Source organism: Alkalihalobacillus alcalophilus ATCC 27647 = CGMCC 1.3604 (assembly GCF_000292245.2).
In the GTDB taxonomy this organism is placed as follows: Bacteria; Bacillota; Bacilli; order Bacillales; family Bacillaceae_D; genus Alkalihalobacillus; species Alkalihalobacillus alcalophilus.
The window spans coordinates 17,367-36,393 of the sequence record NZ_ALPT02000044.1 but is presented as its reverse complement, the minus strand read 5'-3'; the positions used below and the strand labels follow the sequence as shown (position 1 = coordinate 36,393).

23 protein-coding genes are annotated in these 19,027 nt (G+C 43.0%); all 23 read right to left on the bottom strand.

All coding sequences use genetic code 11. The features are described from left to right. Positions 1 to 169: 169 nt before the first annotated feature. Positions 170 to 1,039: an N-acetylmuramoyl-L-alanine amidase family protein gene (locus tag BALCAV_RS22080; protein ID WP_040323992.1), complete on the bottom strand. Its 870-nt coding sequence runs from the start codon at positions 1,037 to 1,039 to the stop codon at positions 170 to 172. A gap of 146 nt (positions 1,040 to 1,185) precedes the next feature. Further along, complete coding sequence (locus BALCAV_RS12870) at positions 1,186 to 1,446, bottom strand: phage holin (protein ID WP_003321292.1); 261 nt, start codon at positions 1,444 to 1,446, stop codon at positions 1,186 to 1,188. A 41-nt stretch (positions 1,447 to 1,487) separates the two neighbouring features. After that, entirely contained in the window at positions 1,488 to 2,564 is a 1,077-nt protein-coding gene (locus BALCAV_RS12865) for a reverse transcriptase/maturase family protein (protein ID WP_003321291.1), read from the bottom strand. Between the two features lie 309 nt (positions 2,565 to 2,873). Next, positions 2,874 to 3,215 (bottom strand): diversity-generating retroelement protein Avd, encoded by a 342-nt coding sequence (gene avd / locus BALCAV_RS12860; RefSeq protein ID WP_004428952.1) that lies wholly within the window; start codon positions 3,213 to 3,215, stop codon positions 2,874 to 2,876. Between the two features lie 67 nt (positions 3,216 to 3,282). Continuing rightward, positions 3,283 to 4,074, bottom strand: coding sequence for an SUMF1/EgtB/PvdO family nonheme iron enzyme (locus BALCAV_RS12855; RefSeq protein ID WP_235213113.1), 792 nt, complete (start codon positions 4,072 to 4,074; stop codon positions 3,283 to 3,285). 160 nt (positions 4,075 to 4,234) lie between these two features. Beyond that, entirely contained in the window at positions 4,235 to 4,573 is a 339-nt protein-coding gene (locus BALCAV_RS12850; RefSeq protein ID WP_003321289.1) for a hypothetical protein, read from the bottom strand. Then, on the bottom strand, positions 4,573 to 5,007 hold the full coding sequence (locus BALCAV_RS12845) for a hypothetical protein (protein ID WP_003321288.1): 435 nt from the start codon (positions 5,005 to 5,007) through the stop codon (positions 4,573 to 4,575). The genes BALCAV_RS12850 and BALCAV_RS12845 overlap by 1 nt, the downstream gene beginning before the upstream one ends. Further along, positions 5,004 to 5,312, bottom strand: coding sequence for a hypothetical protein (locus BALCAV_RS12840; protein ID WP_003321287.1), 309 nt, complete (start codon positions 5,310 to 5,312; stop codon positions 5,004 to 5,006). Before BALCAV_RS12840 ends, BALCAV_RS12845 begins: the two co-directional genes overlap by 4 nt. Next, on the bottom strand, positions 5,309 to 6,322 hold the full coding sequence (locus tag BALCAV_RS21240) for a putative phage tail protein (protein ID WP_003321286.1): 1,014 nt from the start codon (positions 6,320 to 6,322) through the stop codon (positions 5,309 to 5,311). The genes BALCAV_RS12840 and BALCAV_RS21240 overlap by 4 nt, the downstream gene beginning before the upstream one ends. After that, on the bottom strand, positions 6,319 to 7,431 hold the full coding sequence (locus tag BALCAV_RS12830; RefSeq protein ID WP_003321285.1) for a baseplate J/gp47 family protein: 1,113 nt from the start codon (positions 7,429 to 7,431) through the stop codon (positions 6,319 to 6,321). The genes BALCAV_RS21240 and BALCAV_RS12830 overlap by 4 nt, the downstream gene beginning before the upstream one ends. Further along, on the bottom strand, positions 7,431 to 7,889 hold the full coding sequence (locus BALCAV_RS12825) for a DUF2634 domain-containing protein (protein WP_003321283.1): 459 nt from the start codon (positions 7,887 to 7,889) through the stop codon (positions 7,431 to 7,433). The genes BALCAV_RS12830 and BALCAV_RS12825 overlap by 1 nt, the downstream gene beginning before the upstream one ends. Then, positions 7,886 to 8,149, bottom strand: a complete 264-nt coding sequence (locus BALCAV_RS12820) for a hypothetical protein (RefSeq protein ID WP_003321282.1) — start codon at positions 8,147 to 8,149, stop codon at positions 7,886 to 7,888. The genes BALCAV_RS12825 and BALCAV_RS12820 overlap by 4 nt, the downstream gene beginning before the upstream one ends. Next, complete coding sequence (locus BALCAV_RS12815) at positions 8,142 to 9,140, bottom strand: XkdQ/YqbQ family protein (protein WP_003321281.1); 999 nt, start codon at positions 9,138 to 9,140, stop codon at positions 8,142 to 8,144. The genes BALCAV_RS12820 and BALCAV_RS12815 overlap by 8 nt, the downstream gene beginning before the upstream one ends. Further along, positions 9,137 to 9,760 carry a LysM peptidoglycan-binding domain-containing protein gene (locus tag BALCAV_RS12810; RefSeq protein WP_003321280.1) on the bottom strand — a complete coding sequence of 208 codons (624 nt, stop codon included), beginning with the start codon at positions 9,758 to 9,760 and terminating at the stop codon, positions 9,137 to 9,139. The genes BALCAV_RS12815 and BALCAV_RS12810 overlap by 4 nt, the downstream gene beginning before the upstream one ends. Positions 9,761 to 9,787: 27 nt before the next feature. Continuing rightward, positions 9,788 to 13,801 (bottom strand): lysozyme family protein, encoded by a 4,014-nt coding sequence (locus BALCAV_RS12805; protein ID WP_152563050.1) that lies wholly within the window; start codon positions 13,799 to 13,801, stop codon positions 9,788 to 9,790. Positions 13,802 to 14,254: 453 nt separating this feature from the next. Then, positions 14,255 to 14,704, bottom strand: coding sequence for a phage tail assembly chaperone (locus tag BALCAV_RS12800; protein ID WP_003321278.1), 450 nt, complete (start codon positions 14,702 to 14,704; stop codon positions 14,255 to 14,257). 39 nt (positions 14,705 to 14,743) lie between these two features. After that, entirely contained in the window at positions 14,744 to 15,178 is a 435-nt protein-coding gene (locus BALCAV_RS12795; protein WP_003321277.1) for a phage tail tube protein, read from the bottom strand. Positions 15,179 to 15,193: 15 nt separating this feature from the next. Continuing rightward, complete coding sequence (locus BALCAV_RS12790; RefSeq protein WP_003321276.1) at positions 15,194 to 16,618, bottom strand: phage tail sheath subtilisin-like domain-containing protein; 1,425 nt, start codon at positions 16,616 to 16,618, stop codon at positions 15,194 to 15,196. 1 nt (position 16,619) lies between these two features. After that, entirely contained in the window at positions 16,620 to 16,823 is a 204-nt protein-coding gene (locus BALCAV_RS12785) for a hypothetical protein (protein WP_003321275.1), read from the bottom strand. Positions 16,824 to 16,839: 16 nt separating this feature from the next. Further along, positions 16,840 to 17,676, bottom strand: a complete 837-nt coding sequence (locus BALCAV_RS12780) for a hypothetical protein (protein WP_003321274.1) — start codon at positions 17,674 to 17,676, stop codon at positions 16,840 to 16,842. Next, positions 17,673 to 18,110: a hypothetical protein gene (locus BALCAV_RS12775; protein WP_003321272.1), complete on the bottom strand. Its 438-nt coding sequence runs from the start codon at positions 18,108 to 18,110 to the stop codon at positions 17,673 to 17,675. Before BALCAV_RS12775 ends, BALCAV_RS12780 begins: the two co-directional genes overlap by 4 nt. A gap of 163 nt (positions 18,111 to 18,273) precedes the next feature. Further along, positions 18,274 to 18,654, bottom strand: coding sequence for a hypothetical protein (locus tag BALCAV_RS12770; RefSeq protein ID WP_003321271.1), 381 nt, complete (start codon positions 18,652 to 18,654; stop codon positions 18,274 to 18,276). Position 18,655: 1 nt separating this feature from the next. Continuing rightward, positions 18,656 to 19,024: a hypothetical protein gene (locus BALCAV_RS12765; RefSeq protein WP_003321269.1), complete on the bottom strand. Its 369-nt coding sequence runs from the start codon at positions 19,022 to 19,024 to the stop codon at positions 18,656 to 18,658. Positions 19,025 to 19,027 lie beyond the last annotated feature (3 nt).

The window sequence follows — 19,027 nt, the reverse complement described above, 5'->3', positions numbered from 1 at the left end:
TGTAGCTCGGCTCGCAAAATGAGAAAAAATGACTTGCAAAATGAGAAAAATCATTCTCTCGATATTGTATATTTGAATGAATATTATGTGTCCTTTAAAGACCATTTAAACGTCCTTCAAACAAAAATAAGGCTACACCCCACGCATAGTGGAGTGTAGCCTTATTTAATTATTTAACTCGTAGTTTCTGACCTACATAGATGGTATATTTCGCATCTAGGTTGTTCCAGTTTCTTATCTGGTTGATAGTTGATCCGTATCGTAACCCTAGAGCTGATACCGTATCACCTCTAACCACCGTATGGTGCTGAACGTTCGGAGAAACAACGATCGTTGAGCCGATTCTCAACGCACTAGGGTTTACACTAGGGTTTAATCGTTGCAACTCAGCAACCGTCGTGTTGTAACGATTCGCCAAAGCGTAGAAGGTGTCGCCACTCACAATGGTATGCGTCGAGTTGCTTAGTTGCGGCGTGCTCGGCTTAGGTGTCGCTTTCTTCTTTAATCCAAATATCGCCACAAGACCATTTTCCATCCCTTTAGCACACTTATTTAAAAAGGCAGGGTCTTTTAATAACTTAGCATCTGAGGCATTGTCAATAAACATGAATTCAGGAAGAATGGCAGGCATACGCGTTTCGCGAACCACGTGGAAATTAGCTCTTTTCTTCAATCGATCCCTGACTTTCAGTTCCTTCATGATTTCACTGTGCATAACGTTTTGGTTAGATATCGTCGCAGAGCTAACTCCACCATTCCAGATGAAGGATTCAAAACCAGTTCCACCGCCAGCGTTCACATGTACACTAATGAAGTAATCAGCACCCCAAGCGTTAGCCATATCAGTTCGTTGTTTCAACGTTAAGGCTCGATCATCCTCGCGACTTAATCTAACTTCTACATTTTCGTATTGTTCAAGGTATTTCTTTAAGGCCTTCGCAATTGAAAGTGTTAAATCTTTCTCTCTCAACCCATTACCAACGGCTCCCGGGTCACTACCACCATGACCCGGATCAATGAATATTTTGATTTTCTTCATAATCATTCATCCCCCTTACAATCTTCACACACAGGCTCGCCGTGTCCACCTTCAGCGAATAACTCCTGTTTCCATTCCAATTCTTTGCCACAAAATACGCATTCTGTCGTTTGTTTCACCATTACTTTCACTCTCCTTTGAAATAGTTACTTCGCCTTAGTAAGACCAGCTTTCTTCAATGTTTCTTTTTGTTTTTTTCCTGTTTTAGTTACATAGTTGTTCTTGAACCACGCAATCATAGCAGCAACAATTGTTAAAACAGCAGAGAATAACAAATATCCAAGCTCAACAATATTCGTTACTCCTGCCTCATCAAGTGGTAATTTCTCGATACCAAACATTGCAAATATCTGATTCGCTAAAGCTAGAATCAACACAATCGTCCGAATCAACGTTCCTTTATCCATTTCCATCACCTCCTTTCAGGCATAAATAAAAGAGCCACTCATTAGTGAGCGCCTCTAGTTAGCACGAAATCATTCAATAATTTAGTTTTCAACTTATGGCAATCGGCATGTTTCATCAGTCCGAGATATGAGGCTATCGTTGGCTTTATATGCTCAAGTTCAACCTCGCCTCTTGCATAAGCTTTTTGTAAATACTTTAATCGCTTTTTCATTTTCTTTACCGTTTTCTTTTTTAACTTTTTATGAGTCGACCATATTCTAAAACCCACAAAATCAACACCATCGCTAGTAGGTCTAATCGCTGTTTTGTTATTCAAAAGTAATTTCAAATCAAACCTCAGAAAGAGGTCCATATCTTCTAAAATTGCATTCAAATTCTGCTTGTCGTTATCAATAATCACCATGTCATCCATGTATCTCGCATAATACTTAATCTTCAACTTATGCTTAACAAATTGATCCAACTCGTTAAGGTAAAGATTCGCGAAAAGTTGACTGGTTAAGTTACCTATAGGCATTCCCATTCCCTCTATGCGATCCTCTTCAAATTGATGATCCATTAACGGAACGCCAAAATTCACATCTTCAGAACAGATAATCTTTTCTAAAAGCCACATCAAGTCATCATCCTTGATTTTTCTTTGCAGCATAGAGAGTAAAACTTGATGATCGATGCGATAAAAATACTTCGATACATCACACTTCAAATGATATGGTCTTGCTCCTGTTCTTTCTACTTTTCTAATCCAATACTGGACCCGAGAAGCAGCTTGTTGAGAACCTTTTCCTTTTCTACAAGCAAAGGAATCTGATATGAACTGTCTATCAAAATACGGTTCTAACACTTTATATATCGCCCATTGGACTACTCTATCCTTAAAAGGAAGAGACATTATCAATCGTTTTTTCGGCTCGTAAACATGAAATTCTCTGTACCGACCTATCTCGTATGTCTTATAGATTAATTCATTTTGTATTTGTATCAGATTTTCTTCGAGATTATTCGAAAACTCAAGGACTTCTCCTCGAAACCTTTTGCCCTTACGGGCATTGAGATAAGCTTCCCATAAATTTTCATAATCTATTATCTGTTCATATAAATTTCCAAGCCTTTTCATTATGTCCTCCATAATCTTGATGACTGGTCGTGCTACCCTTCGTTTTAACTACTAACTAACTTACCAGCAATAAAGTTTTTTGCCTTCATCGGCATGGAATTAGACCCCTTATCATCCGTGCTGGAACAAGGTTCGTTGAACCTTGAACTTCTGACAGTGATAAGCAGCAGAACGGAAACCAATGTTCGAATTCGAGTTCGAGCGGGCGTTGTTGAGGTTCAAGGCAAACACACCAGCACGCACGTCATTGTTCCATCTGCCCCCGCGAATCGGAAGGCGCTCACAAAAATGGCCTAATCCCTATGTAAATTATTCTGAGATGGACTTAAACCAACCGCCTAGCATCCGACCCACTTCATTAATCTTTCTTGAAAGGTGTTCATACTTTTTGAATGGCATAAAACCCAAAGAATTACCCAACCTAACTAAATACCTTAAATTTTCTAATTCGACATCAATATCTTGAAGAGTCGTCTTCTTGTAATATCTTTTGTTTGCTCTAATAATTAATTTTAACAACTCATACATGCTCTTTTTGGTCTCCGCTGCAAGTGTATGTCTCTCGCTTTTCGGGTATTGCTTCAAACAAAGATAAGCATATTCAATCATGTCGTATGTCTTTTGCAAAATCATTAAATCTTCTCGTTTCATATAGCACCTCATGTTTTAAAAGCAAAGGGCCGCTACCGCAGCCCTTAACAGATTTTCAGATAACAGATTACAAAACCACAGCAGAACGGAAACCAACGCTCGAAGTCGAGTTGGAGCGGGCGTGGGCGAGGTGCAAGGCAAACACACCAGCACGCACGTCATCGATCCATCTGCCCCCGCGAAGCGGAAGGCGCTCACCTTCGCGATTAAACGCATAATAGTCTTGTCCAAATTCTTCTGAACCAGAGCTACTAAGAGTTTCTGGAATCGCCAACCCATCCCATAACATATCATTTGCATTAGGGATAGAACCTTTTCTAGTAGCTGTAATTCTTTGCCCAGAAGTCATTCCAGCAGTTATGTCTACGCCAGTGTTGATCCATTGACTTTCAGGGTCATTATAATTATTGTTTTGCATTATATGAGCAATTCCATCAACAATTTTCAGACCGTTTGTCCATTCCCACACGTTACCATTAAGGTCAAATATACCTTCATTAGTATGGTCATGAGACCAAGTAGCTGGACCTGATCCAGTAGCCACCCGACCGGTCCTATCTCCATCTTTATGAGTTTCAATCCCTCGTTCGTGCTTGTGAGTGATATCTCCACCATAATCATTATTTCCGTGAGGCATCGTTCCATTTTTCTTACTCCACAACGCCAAACCAGCCCACTCAGCAGTAGTCATCAAGTGCCAAGTTCCACCTTTAGCAGCACAAGCAGCCTTAGCTTGCTCGAAATTTATAGAGACACGAGGGTCCTTTAAAGGGAGACTATAAGCACGATCATTTACAACGATATTTTGGAATTTCGAAATCCCGATTGCGTCAACAACTTCACCGTTGACTATGAACATATCGTGAGGTCTGTTAGGCGCTCCAGCCTCGATGTCACTAAGGTTAAATCTCTGAACCCTATAAACTATCGAAGGCATCCCGATATTATCTAAAACGACCGTGTTTTTACCGCCACTCATTGATTCGACCGCCAGTTTCAAAGCATCAAAGTTATTCATATTATTCAATCCCCCATAAAACTAATGTGACATTCTCTAAATCAAAAGGCTTAGGTACTAGCTTTGTTCTGTCAGAACCTTCTTCATCATCGTCGATTTCCTCTTCAGGAATTTCAACTTCCTCATATTCACACGCAGGGATTTCAATTTGAGCGACATATCTATTGGAAACTCCCATCATCAACATGCCGAAATGATTCTCCGAAATGTCGATAGTGACATCATAATCGCGTTCGTAACGAGAGAGATCAAGAAACAACTCACCTCTGAAACTCACCAAACTACCGCTAATAACCTCAAAATCTATTTTCTGACCTTCGTTTTTTTCGATAACATTCATTATTTCATTCCTCCTCTGACAAAATAGCGAATGACAACTTGGCTCGCGCTGCCAGTAAACTCTACTTTGAATCCATTGACCTGTTTATCTGTAACTTTTAATTCTCCGACTTCTCCTCCTGAAGAACTCAAAACTTCACAGTGTACCTCATATGAGAGATTAACTTTTTCTTTACCTAAAGCTACTGTGACCCTTGAATTATTGAAGGGGTAGGCTTGAGAATTGTTGAGAGTCACTTGTTTGATTTCCACTTCAGCATTCTCTTTATGACGCTTTAACTGAAGGATTTCTTGGACGCTCGACATACCGATTTGAAGAGCTTCCTCAGTGCGTTCCTCGCCGTTATTTAGGACATTGGCACTTAACGGCGTTCCTTCCTGAAGAACCTCTTCAGTCACTTCATCCACTATATGATCTCTAAAAAATGTTCTCATATTTCGTCTTCCACCTCCCGTAATCTGTATCGAAACGCTAACAATAGCCCTTTCGTCCGTGGTTTACTAATATTTTCAGGCTGTTCATCGAAAACTGTTCCATCCTGTTGGATCAATCGTTTACCTGATATCGTGCCACTCACTGTATCATCTAAATTCAAGTAGATAATGACTTGATCGTTACTTGTTTGTTTTGTTTGAAAGACCTCGACATTGTGCCATTGCGAACCAATTCTATATTGACCGTGAGATACGTTATTGACTAAAAATTCACCCAACGTTCTTATACCAGCACTTGTAATCATGCGCTCACCTCCTCGGAAGAGTAAGCAACTCCACAAATTTTATAGTCTCTTCGCACTCCATAACTTTTCGACGCTACTTCAGTAAAGCTCGAAGCGACACTCCCTAATGTGGCAACATGAGGGGATAAACCGACCAGAAGCTCGTTTGTCATCGGGTAGTCTCTCGAAGTCACATAACTACCAACCTTCATTTCTACCGTTCTATCAAACGCTCGACCAATCTTCCAATGCTCACCAGTGATAACCTGACCTGTAAGGAAGTGGTTATAAGTAGTGGACCTGCCTCTTGAAGCAACCCCAACTACAGCATTTTTGTATCGAGTGAGATTACTCTTAACCTTGTCCGAACCAGAAACAGAATGACCAACAAGTTTGTAATCTCTTTTCCTTCCATCGCCAGAGCTAACAACATTCAGCGAAGCATCTTCAATTTTTCCAAGATGGGCTTTATCTGGATGCTGACCTGTAATGACCCGATTCACCAACGGCAGGGAGTAAATAGGTACTTTATCACTCGAAGCAACCTCAAGAGTTGTCGAGTGCATCACTCCTAAATCACAAATCAAGTGAGCTGGTTTAATCTCTTCAGCTCTCTCTGGAACCCTCATTAAATCTATTATTTTTTCATTCTCATTGCTGAACCATGTGATAAAATGGCCGTCTTCAATGAATTCAATATCAACTTTCGCATTCGAAAGGCTAGAAACAATTCTCTTAAAGCGATTTTTTGTAATAGGAAAGCGAGTTGCCAATTTTGATATGACAGCTCGCCTCCGTTGTTCAATCGAAACATATTCATTTACTTCAATCCCGACTGAATCCTCCCAATAACGAAGGCCCCATGTAGCTGTTTGAGGGAAAAGCTGAAGTTTAATTTCCTCAAAATTATGTTTCATTAAATCTATTTCTTTGCCGTTAGCTTCGAATATCGAACCCATCACACGGCTATGATGATAAATAGGGGAGACGTAAGAAAGCATTTGTTTTCCGCTTTCACTCGTTAGTTTCATGAGATAACCACTCCCCCGAGTATCGCTGCCTCATCGTCTTGCAGCTGAACGTTTTTCGCTTCACCGTTGATCATCAGATCTTCGTAATCAGCAATACCTTCAATTCTTATTATGTGCGAACCAACTTCGTTCAAAAATATCCTACTACCCACAACTAAGTTCATGAAGAAATCACTCAGTTGTTCACGTAGAGGGGACTCCACATCTTCAATGCTATAACCATCATTTAAAACAACTTTAAACGCTATATTAATAGTCTTTGAAGAAGGAGAAACAACGGTAACAAAAGAACCGATAGGAGCCAATCCATCGCCATCACCCTTTATAGGGTCTATATGCTCTTGGACAGCTTCAACAAGCGCCTCGTTAGCAGGCATACCATTCGCATCCAGCACAATGATTTTTACGGTATTCGGTCCGTTCCAACCAGGAATGACTATAGCGTTACCAACTCCCGGAACTTCTTCAGCCCAACGTTTGTAATCTGTTTTAGCTCCTGATAGCGGTGGTTGTTGACGGTCGGAAATAATCCGCCTTCGCAAAGAATCGTCGTCTTCTTCATCCGTACCTCCAGTGAAAGGTTCATCATTGGTTACGGATGTAACCCCATCGATAGGCTCTACTAAAATATGAATAGCGGAGGGAGGGACGTTTCCTGAACTCCCAGACTGAATAGCTTCAGCTCTCACATATATAAATCCATCACTACCGATCGTCCTCGTTTCCCTTACTTCGTACTCGATAGCTCGGAAGTCTTCGTCCGATTCAGTTGATACCAGAGACCCTCGACGAATCATCGTGCCTTCATCACCTTCGAAACGAAGGCGACCCGACGATTTAGTAGCAGCTCTTTTTTCTTGCCCTTGCATTTCAGCCAACCACTCAAGATGCGTGCCGTAACTAGTTTGAGGAAAGGCCAGTCGTAACAATTCCACTAGCTTGAACTCAGTCATTTCAGCCACTTCGATAGCCGTAGGTCTTGTTGTGTCGTAGAAGATATCACCTTCATCCACATTGATGTCTGGAGGCGCTCCTTGCCTCATACGCTCGTGAATGTCATCTTCTGTCTCTCGTAAAAAGGGAGGGACTATAAGCTCTTTAGGCTCCATCAAATCACCTCCTCGATAACATCTCTAATAGTCGCCACATCACCGAATGTTGTGATTATTTCACACTCATAAAATACTTTTTCGCCTTCCCAATTGAATGAGAAGTTATCTACCGATACCGTCTCAGCATTCACCATCAAAGTCTCCGAAACAATTCTTTGGATTTCGGATTCTATAACTAATTGAGGTAAACCTGATTTGATTAGATCATCAAATTCTTGTCCGTAATCAGTCGAATAAGCTAAATGCTTATAACGCTTCGAGGATAGAGCTTTATAACACCACTGGACATAAGCGTCCACATCCGAAATCATCTTTACTCTACCACTTGCAGTTTTAATAAATTCGCCTTTTTCAAAATCAAAAGCGTAAGTACGTTTAGGTTCGGTGTCATTCAGATTCTCTTCAGTCTCCAACATAGGAGAATCAAACTCGACAGGGAATAAGTTATCACTCATGACCTCGCCACCGCACAAACAATCACCGTATCATTACCACCGTTAACCAACACACAAAGGACACGATCGCCGTTCCTGAGAGTAGAGCGAAGGCCTTGAGAATATAAAGGGTCGGTGATCGGATGCTTGAAGTCATCTAATTTAACACCACTCGAAGTAATCGTACCCAAGACGCTCGGTATCCCTAACGTCGCAGACTTAGACCTTTTACCAACATGACGATCAATTGTATCCGCCAATTCTGAAAATGGATCACTCAAGATAAAACCTCCTTTTTACATAGTTTTTCGAAGCTAAACTAAGACTCATTTCTCCCGGACTTCCTAGCGTTCTTGACACGCTAGTTACGATCAAGTTCTTTTTATTAAGCTCTACAGTGTCACCAGCTCTAATTTCGTTTATATCAAGAGCGACAACGCGGAATGTTTCCTCAACACCACGCAGCATATCTCTTGCGGCCGTCCTACCTTGAGTAACGGTTGTGATTTTATCGTCTTGCAGCACTTTTTGTAATGTCCCATACTTCGCAACATCACCAGAAACCGTTGTGATAAGAGGGGAGCGTTGTCCATCTTCTGCCTTTCCGACAACTTTCACTCTCGTGACAGCCCCTTGCAACGTTCGATTCTGCCCGACCTCAATGATATTTTGACCAGATTCCAATATCCACACCCGCGAATTACTACCGATTTCAAATAGCTCCAATCCGCTAGGGGTCATCCTAGCTCTGTACATCGCTCCGCCTTTTTTCACGGTCTCTTTTAAATCTGATTCAATCATAGACCACAAACTTTGTGGCCTATACACTGTTTTCGCGAGAGAAACCCTCGTGTCCGGCACACGACTTAAAGGGATGCCCCAATCACTCGCATACTTCCGCAAGCGCTGAGAAGCTGTCCTACCTGAAGGGAAGTAATATTCATCTTCGCTTTCTTGCAAAAATATCGTGCGGTCGTATATCGTAACCCTCAAATCTTTTGTTCCTGTTGTGACGCTATCTAAATCCCATACGACACCGGGATGGAGGAGATGCACCATGTTCGTTTTTCCGAAAGGTGTTCCGCTCACTCTAATTTCTTGGCCGTTGTCAATTCCTATTTTCGCTAATTCATCTGTCACAACGAGCGATACATCCGCTTGATAAGCAATTTGCGAAAGGGAGTCGGACATCCAAATCCCTTTCACTAGCTCCTTTAAGTGGTGGCGATTAGCAAGAATAACATCGTAATTATTTAAGCCCGGTTCAATCACGGTATCACCAGCTTTTGACCCGGATAAATCAAGTTCGGATTTTTACCGACCACACTTTTATTTCTGTTATAAATCTCAGGCCAACGAGAACCAGCACCATAATGTTGTTTCATGGCAGCGATCTTCCAAAGTGAATCACCCGACTTAACCGTGTAATTCTTTGGTTTGGGCTTTGTATCAGGTCGAGTAGTCACCTTTTTAACTGTGACTTGTTTACTCTTAACCTTGACAGTCCTATAAGTCCGACACGAAAGGTCAAAGTATATATCGCCCGGTTCGCCACCCTTGTATTCGGAATTATGAAACGCTAGATTCACCAGCATGTTTATAGGCGTTTCTGTAATAATTAAACGAATAGGCTCCTTGCTGTCCATCCACTTCGTTACTTGTTGCATAGCATCTTGAGGTTTAGGGATATTTGCGTATTTGCAATAACTTCCATCGTAAAAAGATGGGAAAAAAGAAGAGAAGTGAATTTCATTGATGTACTTGCCACCATCCGTGAAATCAACTTCTCCTAAATTCATAATGCTTATTGTTTCGAATTTTTTCATTCTATTAATTTGCACAAGAGATGGGTTAACTGGTAATTGAAGTCTTTTCCCGTCGGGTGCTATCAAAAAAAATCCACTATTCTCACCTCCAAATTAGCGATTCTCAAGCGCCTTTTTAACAGCGTTAGCAATTCGCCAACCACACTCTTCAGCTATTTTTTCGTAATCTACTTTTTCTCCCACTTGAACAGTGACGTTAACACCACCAACATTGACAGTTAGTTCATTATTTCGAGATACATTGTTATAATGCACAGTATCTCCGTCGGTTCCTGTTGGAGCTTGATAAGCTTCGTATGATCTATATAGATTCACAGGCTTTTCTCTCATTCCGCCTACAAGTCCTCCGTTAGCGTAAGCTGATACACCTAAATGCTTTCCTGTTTCCTCCCATAACGATAGTGCTCTCGCTCGTCTTCCAGAAGAAAGAGGGATAATCATTTCTGGACCAGCCTCACCAACTAAACCTAAATGCGGGCGGTTGATATAACCACCGTTAGCATAAGCAGTAGCAGCTTGATTTCCTCGCTCGCGACCGCTCTGGAATGGGGAACTAACTTTTTCCCATAAACCAGATGCCCAGGTACTTAATCCTTCTAACTTGGATTTTCCCCAACCTACAACATCATCCCACTTACCTAACCACCATTCACTGTTAAATAAAGTGCTACCGATAGAGGTTTTGACATTTTCCCATATTTCAACAGCTGAATCCCACTTTTGAGAGGCCCAGTCGAGGACGGAATCCCAATGACCTTGCCACCATTCGGCACTAAAGACTGTTTCTGCAAAGGCAGTAGCAACAGCTTCCCATATCACTACAGCAGAATCCCACTTTTCGGAAGCCCAGCCGAGGACGGAATCCCAATGACCTTGCCACCATTCGGCACTAAAGACCGTTTCTGCAAAGGCAGTAGCAACAGCTTCCCATATCACTACAGCAGAATCCCACTTTTCGGAAGCCCAGCCGAGGACGGAATCCCAATGACCTTGCCACCATTCAGCACTAAAGACTGTTTCTGCAAAGACAGTAGCAACAGCTTCCCATATCGCTACAGCTGAATCCCACTTTTCGGAAGCCCAACCAAGAACAGAATCCCAATGCCCTTGCCACCATTCGGCACTAAAGACCGTTTCTGCAAAGGTAGTAGCAACAGTTTCCCATATCGCTACAGCAGAATCCCACTTTTGAGAAGCCCAACCAAGAACAGAATCCCAATGCCCTTGCCACCAAGCTCCATTAAAGACGGTTTCCGCAAAGGTAGTAGCAACAGTTTCCCATATCGCTACAGCAGAATCCCACTTTTGAGAAGCCCAATCGACAGTAGCATCCCATTTTTGAGACCACCAAGCACCGTCAAAAATAGTTCCTTCAGCCATTTTTTTAACCGAATCCCATTGACGGCCCCACCATTGTCCGTTAAATATAGTTCCTTCCAAATAACCATAAACGAAACCAGCGTTTTCCAACCACCAGTCAGCACTAAATAGGGTGTCGGATGCAGTTTGCTTAATACCTTCCCACCATGCAGCCGTGTCGGATAGTTTACTCGAAGTCCACCCCTTCACTGAATCCCATTGACTTGACCACCAATCGCCACTAAACAGCGTGCTACTGATAGCTTCTTTGGCACTCTCGAAGTTTTCTCCAACCCATTTACCGACATTCTTTCCACCTTCAGAGACAGGTTCCCAAACACTTTTAGCGAACCAATCTGATGTAGAGGACCAAGCATCTTTTGTCCAATCCACCGCTTTGCCAAATTCGTCAGCAACCCACGTTCCTGCCGATGCAGCTCCCGCTTTTATAGAATCCCAGTTGTCACTGAACCAGTCGCCAATCGCTTCACCACCAAGCGAACCAGCTATTCCTCCAACAATTCCGCCGATCGCAGTACCCACACCCGGAATAACCGAGCCAACAGCAGCACCCGCAGCAGCACCCGCAAGACCACCACCGACAGCACCGACAGCACCAGCTTTTTCACCTTTAGGAGCCGTCGCAATCGCCAAACTACTCAACGCCGTGCCGAGAATCGGAACTCTCTTTCCAGCTTGACCAATTCCTGAGAATAATTTAGATAGTCTTGACGGGTCCTTAGCATTCGGAACATTTGCCTTGATCGTCTCACCGCGGTTGAACCACGGTTGAGTATAGGCAGGAGGTTGCTTAGGGGTTTTCCAACCCTTTAACCCTGACGCTAAGGCGGTAAGACCTCCCAACGCACCGCCGATGACTGGAATCCTCTGAGCTGTCTTTCCTAAATTAGAAAGGACACCCGATAACCTCGAAGCGTCCCTTGCATTAGGCTTATTCTGTTTAAGGGGTTCACCGCGATTAAACCAAGGTTGAGTATAAACAGGTGGACTCTTCGGTAACTTCGGTTGTTTAGGGGTCGGGGTCTTAGGGCCTTTTCCACCTTTAAAAAGACCAGCAGCCTTTTTACCGACATCCCATATACCTTTAGCACCTTTACCTAAAAGGCTCAAACCTTTCAATAAAGGAGTAAGGACCAAAGACGCTATTGAAGCTCCGATCATCGTCGCAACGGAAGCTCCACCAAAACTCTCTAGGCTAGGTTCTTGAAAGAAGTTCAACCAAGAGGCTCCAATACCTTTGATTCCTTCCTTCATACCAAGGGTGATGCCTTTATAAATCGTTTTACCAAGGAAAATACCGATTTCCTCAGCAACTGGTCGACCTGATTTTTCCCACCAAACTTTCAGGTCATCCATGATAAAACTTACTTTTCCACCAAAGTCTAAATTTTTGAAAGTGTCATTTTCAAGATAGTTATCCCGAATGTACGAAAAGCCTTTTTCCAAGCTACCAAAAAGCCATTCAGAAGCTTCTTCACCCATTGTTTTAACGGTGTTTTTCCATCGTCCCCAAGTTTCTTGGTTGTTCGCCAACCATTGATTGATTGCATCCAATCTAGGTTTCATAGGGTCTAAAAATCCTTCACCCATAGAACGCATGATAGAACTTCTATAGCCCTTTAACGTCGCTAAAATACCAGCTGACGTTTCAGAAAGTTTTTTCGCACCATCAAGGAAATTACTCTCGACTTTATCCAGAAACCCAGACCATCCGCCCATTGCGTCATAATCCTCTTTCAAGATACGCATTCCGAAACCTTTCATCATTTCGAAATTTCCCATCTGAGAGTTTCCGAGTGCGTCCATCGCATCGGACACAGTTCGGCCCGGTGTCAACGCAGCCATATCAGCAGCGATCTTAAGCATCCGTTGAGCTTCCGTTACGTCTCCACCTGTAATCCCAACACCTGAAGCTAACGCAGGGAAGAGGTCAGGAGTGGAGAAAGGAGTGGTATCAGCGAACTGACCCATCCAACCAACTAACTCTTTCGCTTTTTCGACGTTACCGTCCAACCAGTGACGCATTGAAACTTCGTATTGCTCAAAATTCATCGCAGCCCCGACCGTGGCATCAGAAAGTTTCCCGACACCAACGACCGTCAAAGCAACCGTAATGAGAGTAGGGATGGAGAACAAAGCACGTTTGATCGTGCCGATCATCCTTGAAGCTCCGTCAATAGCACGGATTGTAAAATCCCTGTATCGCGGTATAGCAGATTTCGCAAAGGAAGCAATTCGCCCGACAGTCTTTGTTGCTATATCAATCGCACGAACCGTGACATTATAGCCGCGTGCAAGTATTCGCCTTGCGTAAGAAGCAACCCTCTGCATGACAGGAGTTGCACGATCACTAGCAACAATCGTCAGCATTCTAGCACCCAAAATATGGCGACCCATATATTGAGTGATTCTTCTCAACACACCTGTCGCTCGATCGTAAGCAGAAATAATCGGGTTAGCACGTTGAGAGTTTAATCTCCTCAGCTTTCTTTCGCTATTTTGAACCCTTGCAGATAGATCGTCTTTGACGGAAAGAGTAGGCTTGATGTCCATCTTAGATAGGTTTTCACCTTGTTTTTCCGTCTTGTTCAAAATGTCTTTCATCTTGTCGTCCGCCGAAAGGGTAGGCTTGATGTCCATTTTGGACAGTTCCTTGCCTTGCTTTTCAGTCTTGTCCAAAATATCATTCATCTTGTCGTCCGCCGAAAGGGTAGGCTTGATGTCCATTTTGGACAGTTCCTTACCTTGCTTTTCAGCCTTGTCCAAAATATCATTCATCTTGTCGTCCGCCGAAAGAGTAGGCTTGATGTCCATTTTGGACAGTTCCTTGCCTTGCTTTTCAGCTTTGTCCAGAACATCTTTCATTTTGTCGTCCGCTGAAATAGTGGGCTTCACTTCCATCTTGGATAGGTCTTTCCCTTGCTTTTGTAACTTATCCAAAGTCGAATTGACTCGCTCCTCAATTTGCTTAATCCTTTTGATAGCCTCTTCGTCATTTACGTCAATGACTATCTCGGACCTATACAATTCGTTAGCCAAATTTTATACCTCCCTCCTTAACTTTTCGTTCAAGGTCGTACTTAACGCCCTCGAAAATAAATATTTTTTCCTCGGGAGGGAGGTTCCAGATTTCACTCGGTCGTTTATTGAGAGCTTTAGAAGCCTCCCAGACAAGGAAGCCTATTCCTTGTCCTCGGATGAGTTTTTTGCCTCATTGTCCTCCTCGGCATAGTCGTAGAAACCTGATAAATCCATGACCTGATCAGCTAATTGACTAATCTCACCAGCTAAAAGGACACGCTTCAGGACTTCCTGACCGCTAGAAGCTTTAAATTTATCTTTCAACGCACCGTTATCCCATTTTACCTTTTCATCTCCGCCGATCGCTTTCGTGGCATCAACAATCAGAGCGCGGTTGAACGCAGGGCGGTCAAGCTCCTCAGTTTCTTCACCTCGTACACGTTGTTTATGCGTATAGCGTTTTTGCAGCTTTTCGATAGTCCCAGCTTTAAGCCCTTTAATAGTAAAAGACAGCCCGATACGTTTAATCGAGACTGTCCTTTCTGGTACAGATTCACTTGCATTAAATAATTTATCTAAAATTTGCGTTTCGTTTAGCTTCGTCGTCATTTTCAAACACTCCTCAAATTGTATTTAAACGGTTTTTAATTAAGCTTCAATCGGGTCTAATAACTCGAATCTAGTGAAGGTGAAAGGAGTTTCTTCTTTCACTACCTCTCCGACGGTGTAGTTTGCAAGCGTTACTTTGTCATATTTAACGTTAAGCAAACGAACTCGCTCATGACCGTAAGATTCAGGGTCATCAAGTTTCGCGATTAATTCAGTAGTGGTCGGAACCCCACGATCACCAGCAGCCCAAATTTGTTGCTGGATCATTTTAGAAGTGACTTTGTAGCCGGAAACTGTACCAGTTCCCGACAGACCAATCACTTTATGACCCTCCCAACGTGTTCCTGCCACCTTAACGTTTATTTTTTCAATGGCAACCTCAGCCGTAACACTATCGACATTATCAAGCCATTGTCCATCTTCCCATAGTTCACCAAACGAACCATTTATCAGACGATCAGTATCCATTGGCATCGTCATTTACCCCCTTTAGTATCGAACATGACCAGTTCCGTAGATACGCTCGACATTGTTGATTACACGAGCATCCCAATACCAGAACAATTGATCACCTTCAGCATTTCGTTGTAACTCTTCGTCAATCGCCACCACATAGTCGGATGCAACGAGCGTCGGACTAATAAGAGCGAAATAATTTTTATAAGCCGAAATAATGGCCGCGTGCCCATCTGAATTGCCCGGAACCTTACCAGTATGTTTCTGGTGAGACTCAGCAGATAAATCCAAGTCGATCGCGTCCATAATACGCACAGTCTTGATGAAGCGCCATGCGTTATTCTGTTCATCAGTCAACGATGTAAGGGTATTGATCCCTTTTTCAACAATGACGTTCTCATCGTCGTCATACGTTAACATGAACGAGCCTGAACGCAATCCATTTAATACTTCATCATGTTTTCGAATAGGCTTGATTTCAGTGAAAGGAGTGTCCGCATGAGTAGGACTTTCACTCAGTTGTTGACCTGTACAAAATCCAGCAGCCCAACACGCTACAAAGGCACTCGAAATCCATTCACCTTCAAAGACGGCGTTCTCTGTAGCATTAACCATGCCCTCGCTATTAAAAAGCTTCGAGCGTTCGTCAGCTTCACTCGGTGTGTCATCCAATGACCCACCGACATAAGCAATGACTTTCTTTCCATGAGAACGTAGTCGTTCAACCCAAGCCTTTACCGATGTTTGCAAGCTTGAATCGGCAACTCCATCCAGCGCAAAAGCATGAATTTTACGTGTTTCAAACACTTGCATCGCGTCGATATAATCTGCATTGGTGATACCAGAGACACCCGCGTCACCAGACGAAAGGGGAGCATTAGCAACATTTTCGATGTCACCTTCAGCGCCATTCTTTTTATTGAAAATAACCCACTCGTTCGTTTGATCACCATTGATAACATTCGCAAAATCTTCGATGTCACCTTTCGCGAAGTTGACTGTATAAATCCGTCTTGTCCCTTCATAAAGAGAAAGGGTCTGCAAATCAGAGTCTACAATGTCATCCTGCACAGAATAATTGAACGGCTTTTCCGTTGGATATTTAGTTCGCAGCGTCCCGACCTCAGCACCTTCGTTATTTTTAACTGACGCGTTCGCTTGCTTCGCAGAGCCATCATCAAGACGATAAGCGAGAATGTCTCTCGGTTGCCCTACTAACGCTAAACGAAGCGCCTTGTAAGCCGTGAAATCTCCTCTATCAGAACCGAAATATCTTAAAATGTCCGCTTCGCTAGTAATCTTCACAACTTCTTTTATCGGACCCCAATTCGCTCGAACTGGAATCGCTAAAGTCCCACGATTACCGGGACGGATGGCAGCTAAAGCTCTTGCCTTTAAACGCATATAAAAACCAGCGCGTTCAGGAATATCAAATTCACTCCATGTTCCACTAGCCATCTTATTTCACCTTCCTTTTCATAAATTGTTGAACCTTTTGTTCAACTTCTACTTTTGTAAACTCTGCTTTGTTCACACCAGATAAAGCACCGATCACAACTTCTGGAGGAACAGAAAAAAGTTTACGAGCGTTCTGAGCAAACTGTTCGAGCTTATAGGTAGGCTCGACCGTTTCCTTCTTTTTTGTTTGCTTATTCTCACTCACTTCAATCACCTCGTTTTTAATGAATGTTAAATCTATTGAATATTTCTCTAATCGGTGTGACTTCTTGGCTGATACGACTTGTCGTTCGCTTAAAAGTCACGTTCAATTGTCCGTTTGTGATTGCATTAGCACCAGCATTTAAGCGTGGATTTTGCACCGTGAGGAACCGTCTATCTTCAATTGACAAAGGAATTTTAATCGCTTCAGCCAAAGCCTCCGTGATTAAAGCAGCTCCCAAAATCTGCTCTTGTGCATCACTCCCGAAAAAGTGGCCAATGACTTGTTTGCGAACTTCGAACAAAGACCTATTCCGTTGCTCAGTCTCTAAACCACCTAACCTCAACAGAAGGGCAGGGCGTTGATAACCGAGAGGGAGGATATCTCTGTAAACCGTCCACTTGTCACCCAATATTCCCTCAGACCATTTCGCTGTCGCTTCAACCCACGGATCACCTTGCATTTCCGTTTTATTGACATGATGTATAGCGACGACCGCGAACCGTAGCCCACGCGTAATAGCGTCCCATTCGTCGACAACATCATCGCCCCCGACACTACCTTGATAAAGACACGAGAATACCTCGCCAGTTTCAGTCGTCAGGAGTTGTTGATCCAAAACTTCGATGACCTTTTTATTCAACTTATCAAGATCACCGAAGCTAGTCTTTTTAAGATACGGCCAAACTTCAATGATTTGGCGAAAACCAGCCCAAGGCGAATCTTCAACGTCTGTCCCTTGCCTCACCACAAGATAGGGAGGATCAACACCTTCACCAGCTGCATGAGGTTCGAAACATTGCTCGTTGATTTCAGGAATATTTTCAATAAGATGTAACCTGATTGCTTCTCTCATCCAATAGCACCCCAAAACTTTTTCAATGAATCTCTCACCTTAGGCATATTAGCATCAAGCGTAGGGTCGATTATCGGCCTAGCCTTAATACCGGGGTGAGTCACCGCTTTAACAGGATGATTCCCGCCGATCCAATGGAGAGCTTTCATGTTTTTAGGTTTAATAGTGTACGATTGTTTACGCGGACCATGTAAACCTGTACCTTCCTCCATGTAATTCCCTGTTTCTTGACCGTGTGACAGGTATAAAACCAGTTCATCTCCATCATTATCGACACCAGAATGAATCGCTTGTCTGGTATGACCAGTTCGGTCATTCCATGATGCGTGCGATTTAGCATGACGCTCGATAGCCCCTGCATGATTTTGAAGGAGAGCGAACGTCGCTGCCTTTTTACGTGCCAGAAACTCAGGTGCTCCTGATTTAAAAGTCATGACAATTCCTCCTCAAAAGGGCGTAACTCCTTAATGATGATGTAAACAACAACGAACCTTACCAATATCTCGTATGGATCGCCAGCGAAGATACTCCCCAAAAACCAAAGTGTCATTGTTATCACAACGACAAGTAACAGGGTAGTGATTTTCTTGCTCACCATCACATCACCCTTTCTAATTCACAAAGAGCGCCGACATATTCGCCGTTAACTACATTAGGATAAAGGGCTTTAACTTCGAATTTGCCAACACCCTCAACTTCAAACATATTTTTGATATTCGGACCCGTTTGGAAATTAGAAGCATCATCGAGCAGCATAGACCAAACTCCGTCAAGTTGTTTAGTTCCTGCCAACTCAGACACTTGCTTGATTTGATTGTTATTAGATCGGAATATCCTTACGACAATAGGAGGGAGTAGTTCGTCAATCTCTCTAAACCCTCCACCTGAGCGAACTCGCCCTGTTTGTTTAATAGTTATCGTCGTCGGGTCTTGACTAATCGACCAACGGATATGACGTTTTCTCATTCGGGCCAACATTTTAAAGCACCCTCGGACGCTTCACCTTTAACATTCGACCACTCCTTCGGCTACCAGTGGCAGTTTCCTCTTGCTCTAAAGCTAAGACACTATATTGCTTCGCCATAGCAAGAGCGTGCTCGTACTGGTCTTTCAGAGAGGTCAGGTCGTATTTTTCTTGGCCGACACCATAACTCTCGATGTCGCCTTGCAATAACGCCGCCTTTAAGGTCCAACCGACAGCAGCACCTTTATAAATGGTTGTCGCTTCTTCTAAAAGGTTGACAATTTCCGCATTAGAAAAGGTAGCATCCTCTTCAGAGCCACCTTTCGGAATTCTGTCATTCAGCATTAAGCGTAATCTTTCTTGCAATTCAACAGTCGCTTTCATAGA

Bases quoted from the DNA above. Each gene is read 5' to 3' on its own strand.
- BALCAV_RS12795 (WP_003321277.1), bottom strand. From the start codon at position 15,178: ATGCCAATGGATACTGATCGTCTGATAAATGGTTCGTTTGGTGAACTA.
- BALCAV_RS12845 (WP_003321288.1), bottom strand. From the start codon at position 5,007: ATGAGAACATTTTTTAGAGATCATATAGTGGATGAAGTGACTGAAGAG.
- BALCAV_RS12805 (WP_152563050.1), bottom strand. From the start codon at position 13,801: ATGGACATCAAGCCTACCCTTTCGGCGGACGACAAGATGAATGATATT.
- BALCAV_RS12830 (WP_003321285.1), bottom strand. From the start codon at position 7,431: ATGGAGCCTAAAGAGCTTATAGTCCCTCCCTTTTTACGAGAGACAGAA.
- BALCAV_RS12800 (WP_003321278.1), bottom strand. From the start codon at position 14,704: ATGACGACGAAGCTAAACGAAACGCAAATTTTAGATAAATTATTTAAT.
- BALCAV_RS12765 (WP_003321269.1), bottom strand. From the start codon at position 19,024: ATGAAAGCGACTGTTGAATTGCAAGAAAGATTACGCTTAATGCTGAAT.
- BALCAV_RS12780 (WP_003321274.1), bottom strand. From the start codon at position 17,676: ATGAGAGAAGCAATCAGGTTACATCTTATTGAAAATATTCCTGAAATC.
- BALCAV_RS12850 (WP_003321289.1), bottom strand. From the start codon at position 4,573: ATGAATGTTATCGAAAAAAACGAAGGTCAGAAAATAGATTTTGAGGTT.
- BALCAV_RS22080 (WP_040323992.1), bottom strand. From the start codon at position 1,039: ATGAAGAAAATCAAAATATTCATTGATCCGGGTCATGGTGGTAGTGAC.
- BALCAV_RS12770 (WP_003321271.1), bottom strand. From the start codon at position 18,654: ATGTTGGCCCGAATGAGAAAACGTCATATCCGTTGGTCGATTAGTCAA.
- BALCAV_RS12840 (WP_003321287.1), bottom strand. From the start codon at position 5,312: ATGATTACAAGTGCTGGTATAAGAACGTTGGGTGAATTTTTAGTCAAT.
- BALCAV_RS12855 (WP_235213113.1), bottom strand. From the start codon at position 4,074: ATGTTCATAGTCAACGGTGAAGTTGTTGACGCAATCGGGATTTCGAAA.
- BALCAV_RS21240 (WP_003321286.1), bottom strand. From the start codon at position 6,322: ATGAAACTAACGAGTGAAAGCGGAAAACAAATGCTTTCTTACGTCTCC.
- avd (WP_004428952.1), bottom strand. From the start codon at position 3,215: ATGAAACGAGAAGATTTAATGATTTTGCAAAAGACATACGACATGATT.
- BALCAV_RS12775 (WP_003321272.1), bottom strand. From the start codon at position 18,110: ATGACTTTTAAATCAGGAGCACCTGAGTTTCTGGCACGTAAAAAGGCA.
- BALCAV_RS12825 (WP_003321283.1), bottom strand. From the start codon at position 7,889: ATGAGTGATAACTTATTCCCTGTCGAGTTTGATTCTCCTATGTTGGAG.
- BALCAV_RS12790 (WP_003321276.1), bottom strand. From the start codon at position 16,618: ATGGCTAGTGGAACATGGAGTGAATTTGATATTCCTGAACGCGCTGGT.
- BALCAV_RS12865 (WP_003321291.1), bottom strand. From the start codon at position 2,564: ATGAAAAGGCTTGGAAATTTATATGAACAGATAATAGATTATGAAAAT.
- BALCAV_RS12870 (WP_003321292.1), bottom strand. From the start codon at position 1,446: ATGGATAAAGGAACGTTGATTCGGACGATTGTGTTGATTCTAGCTTTA.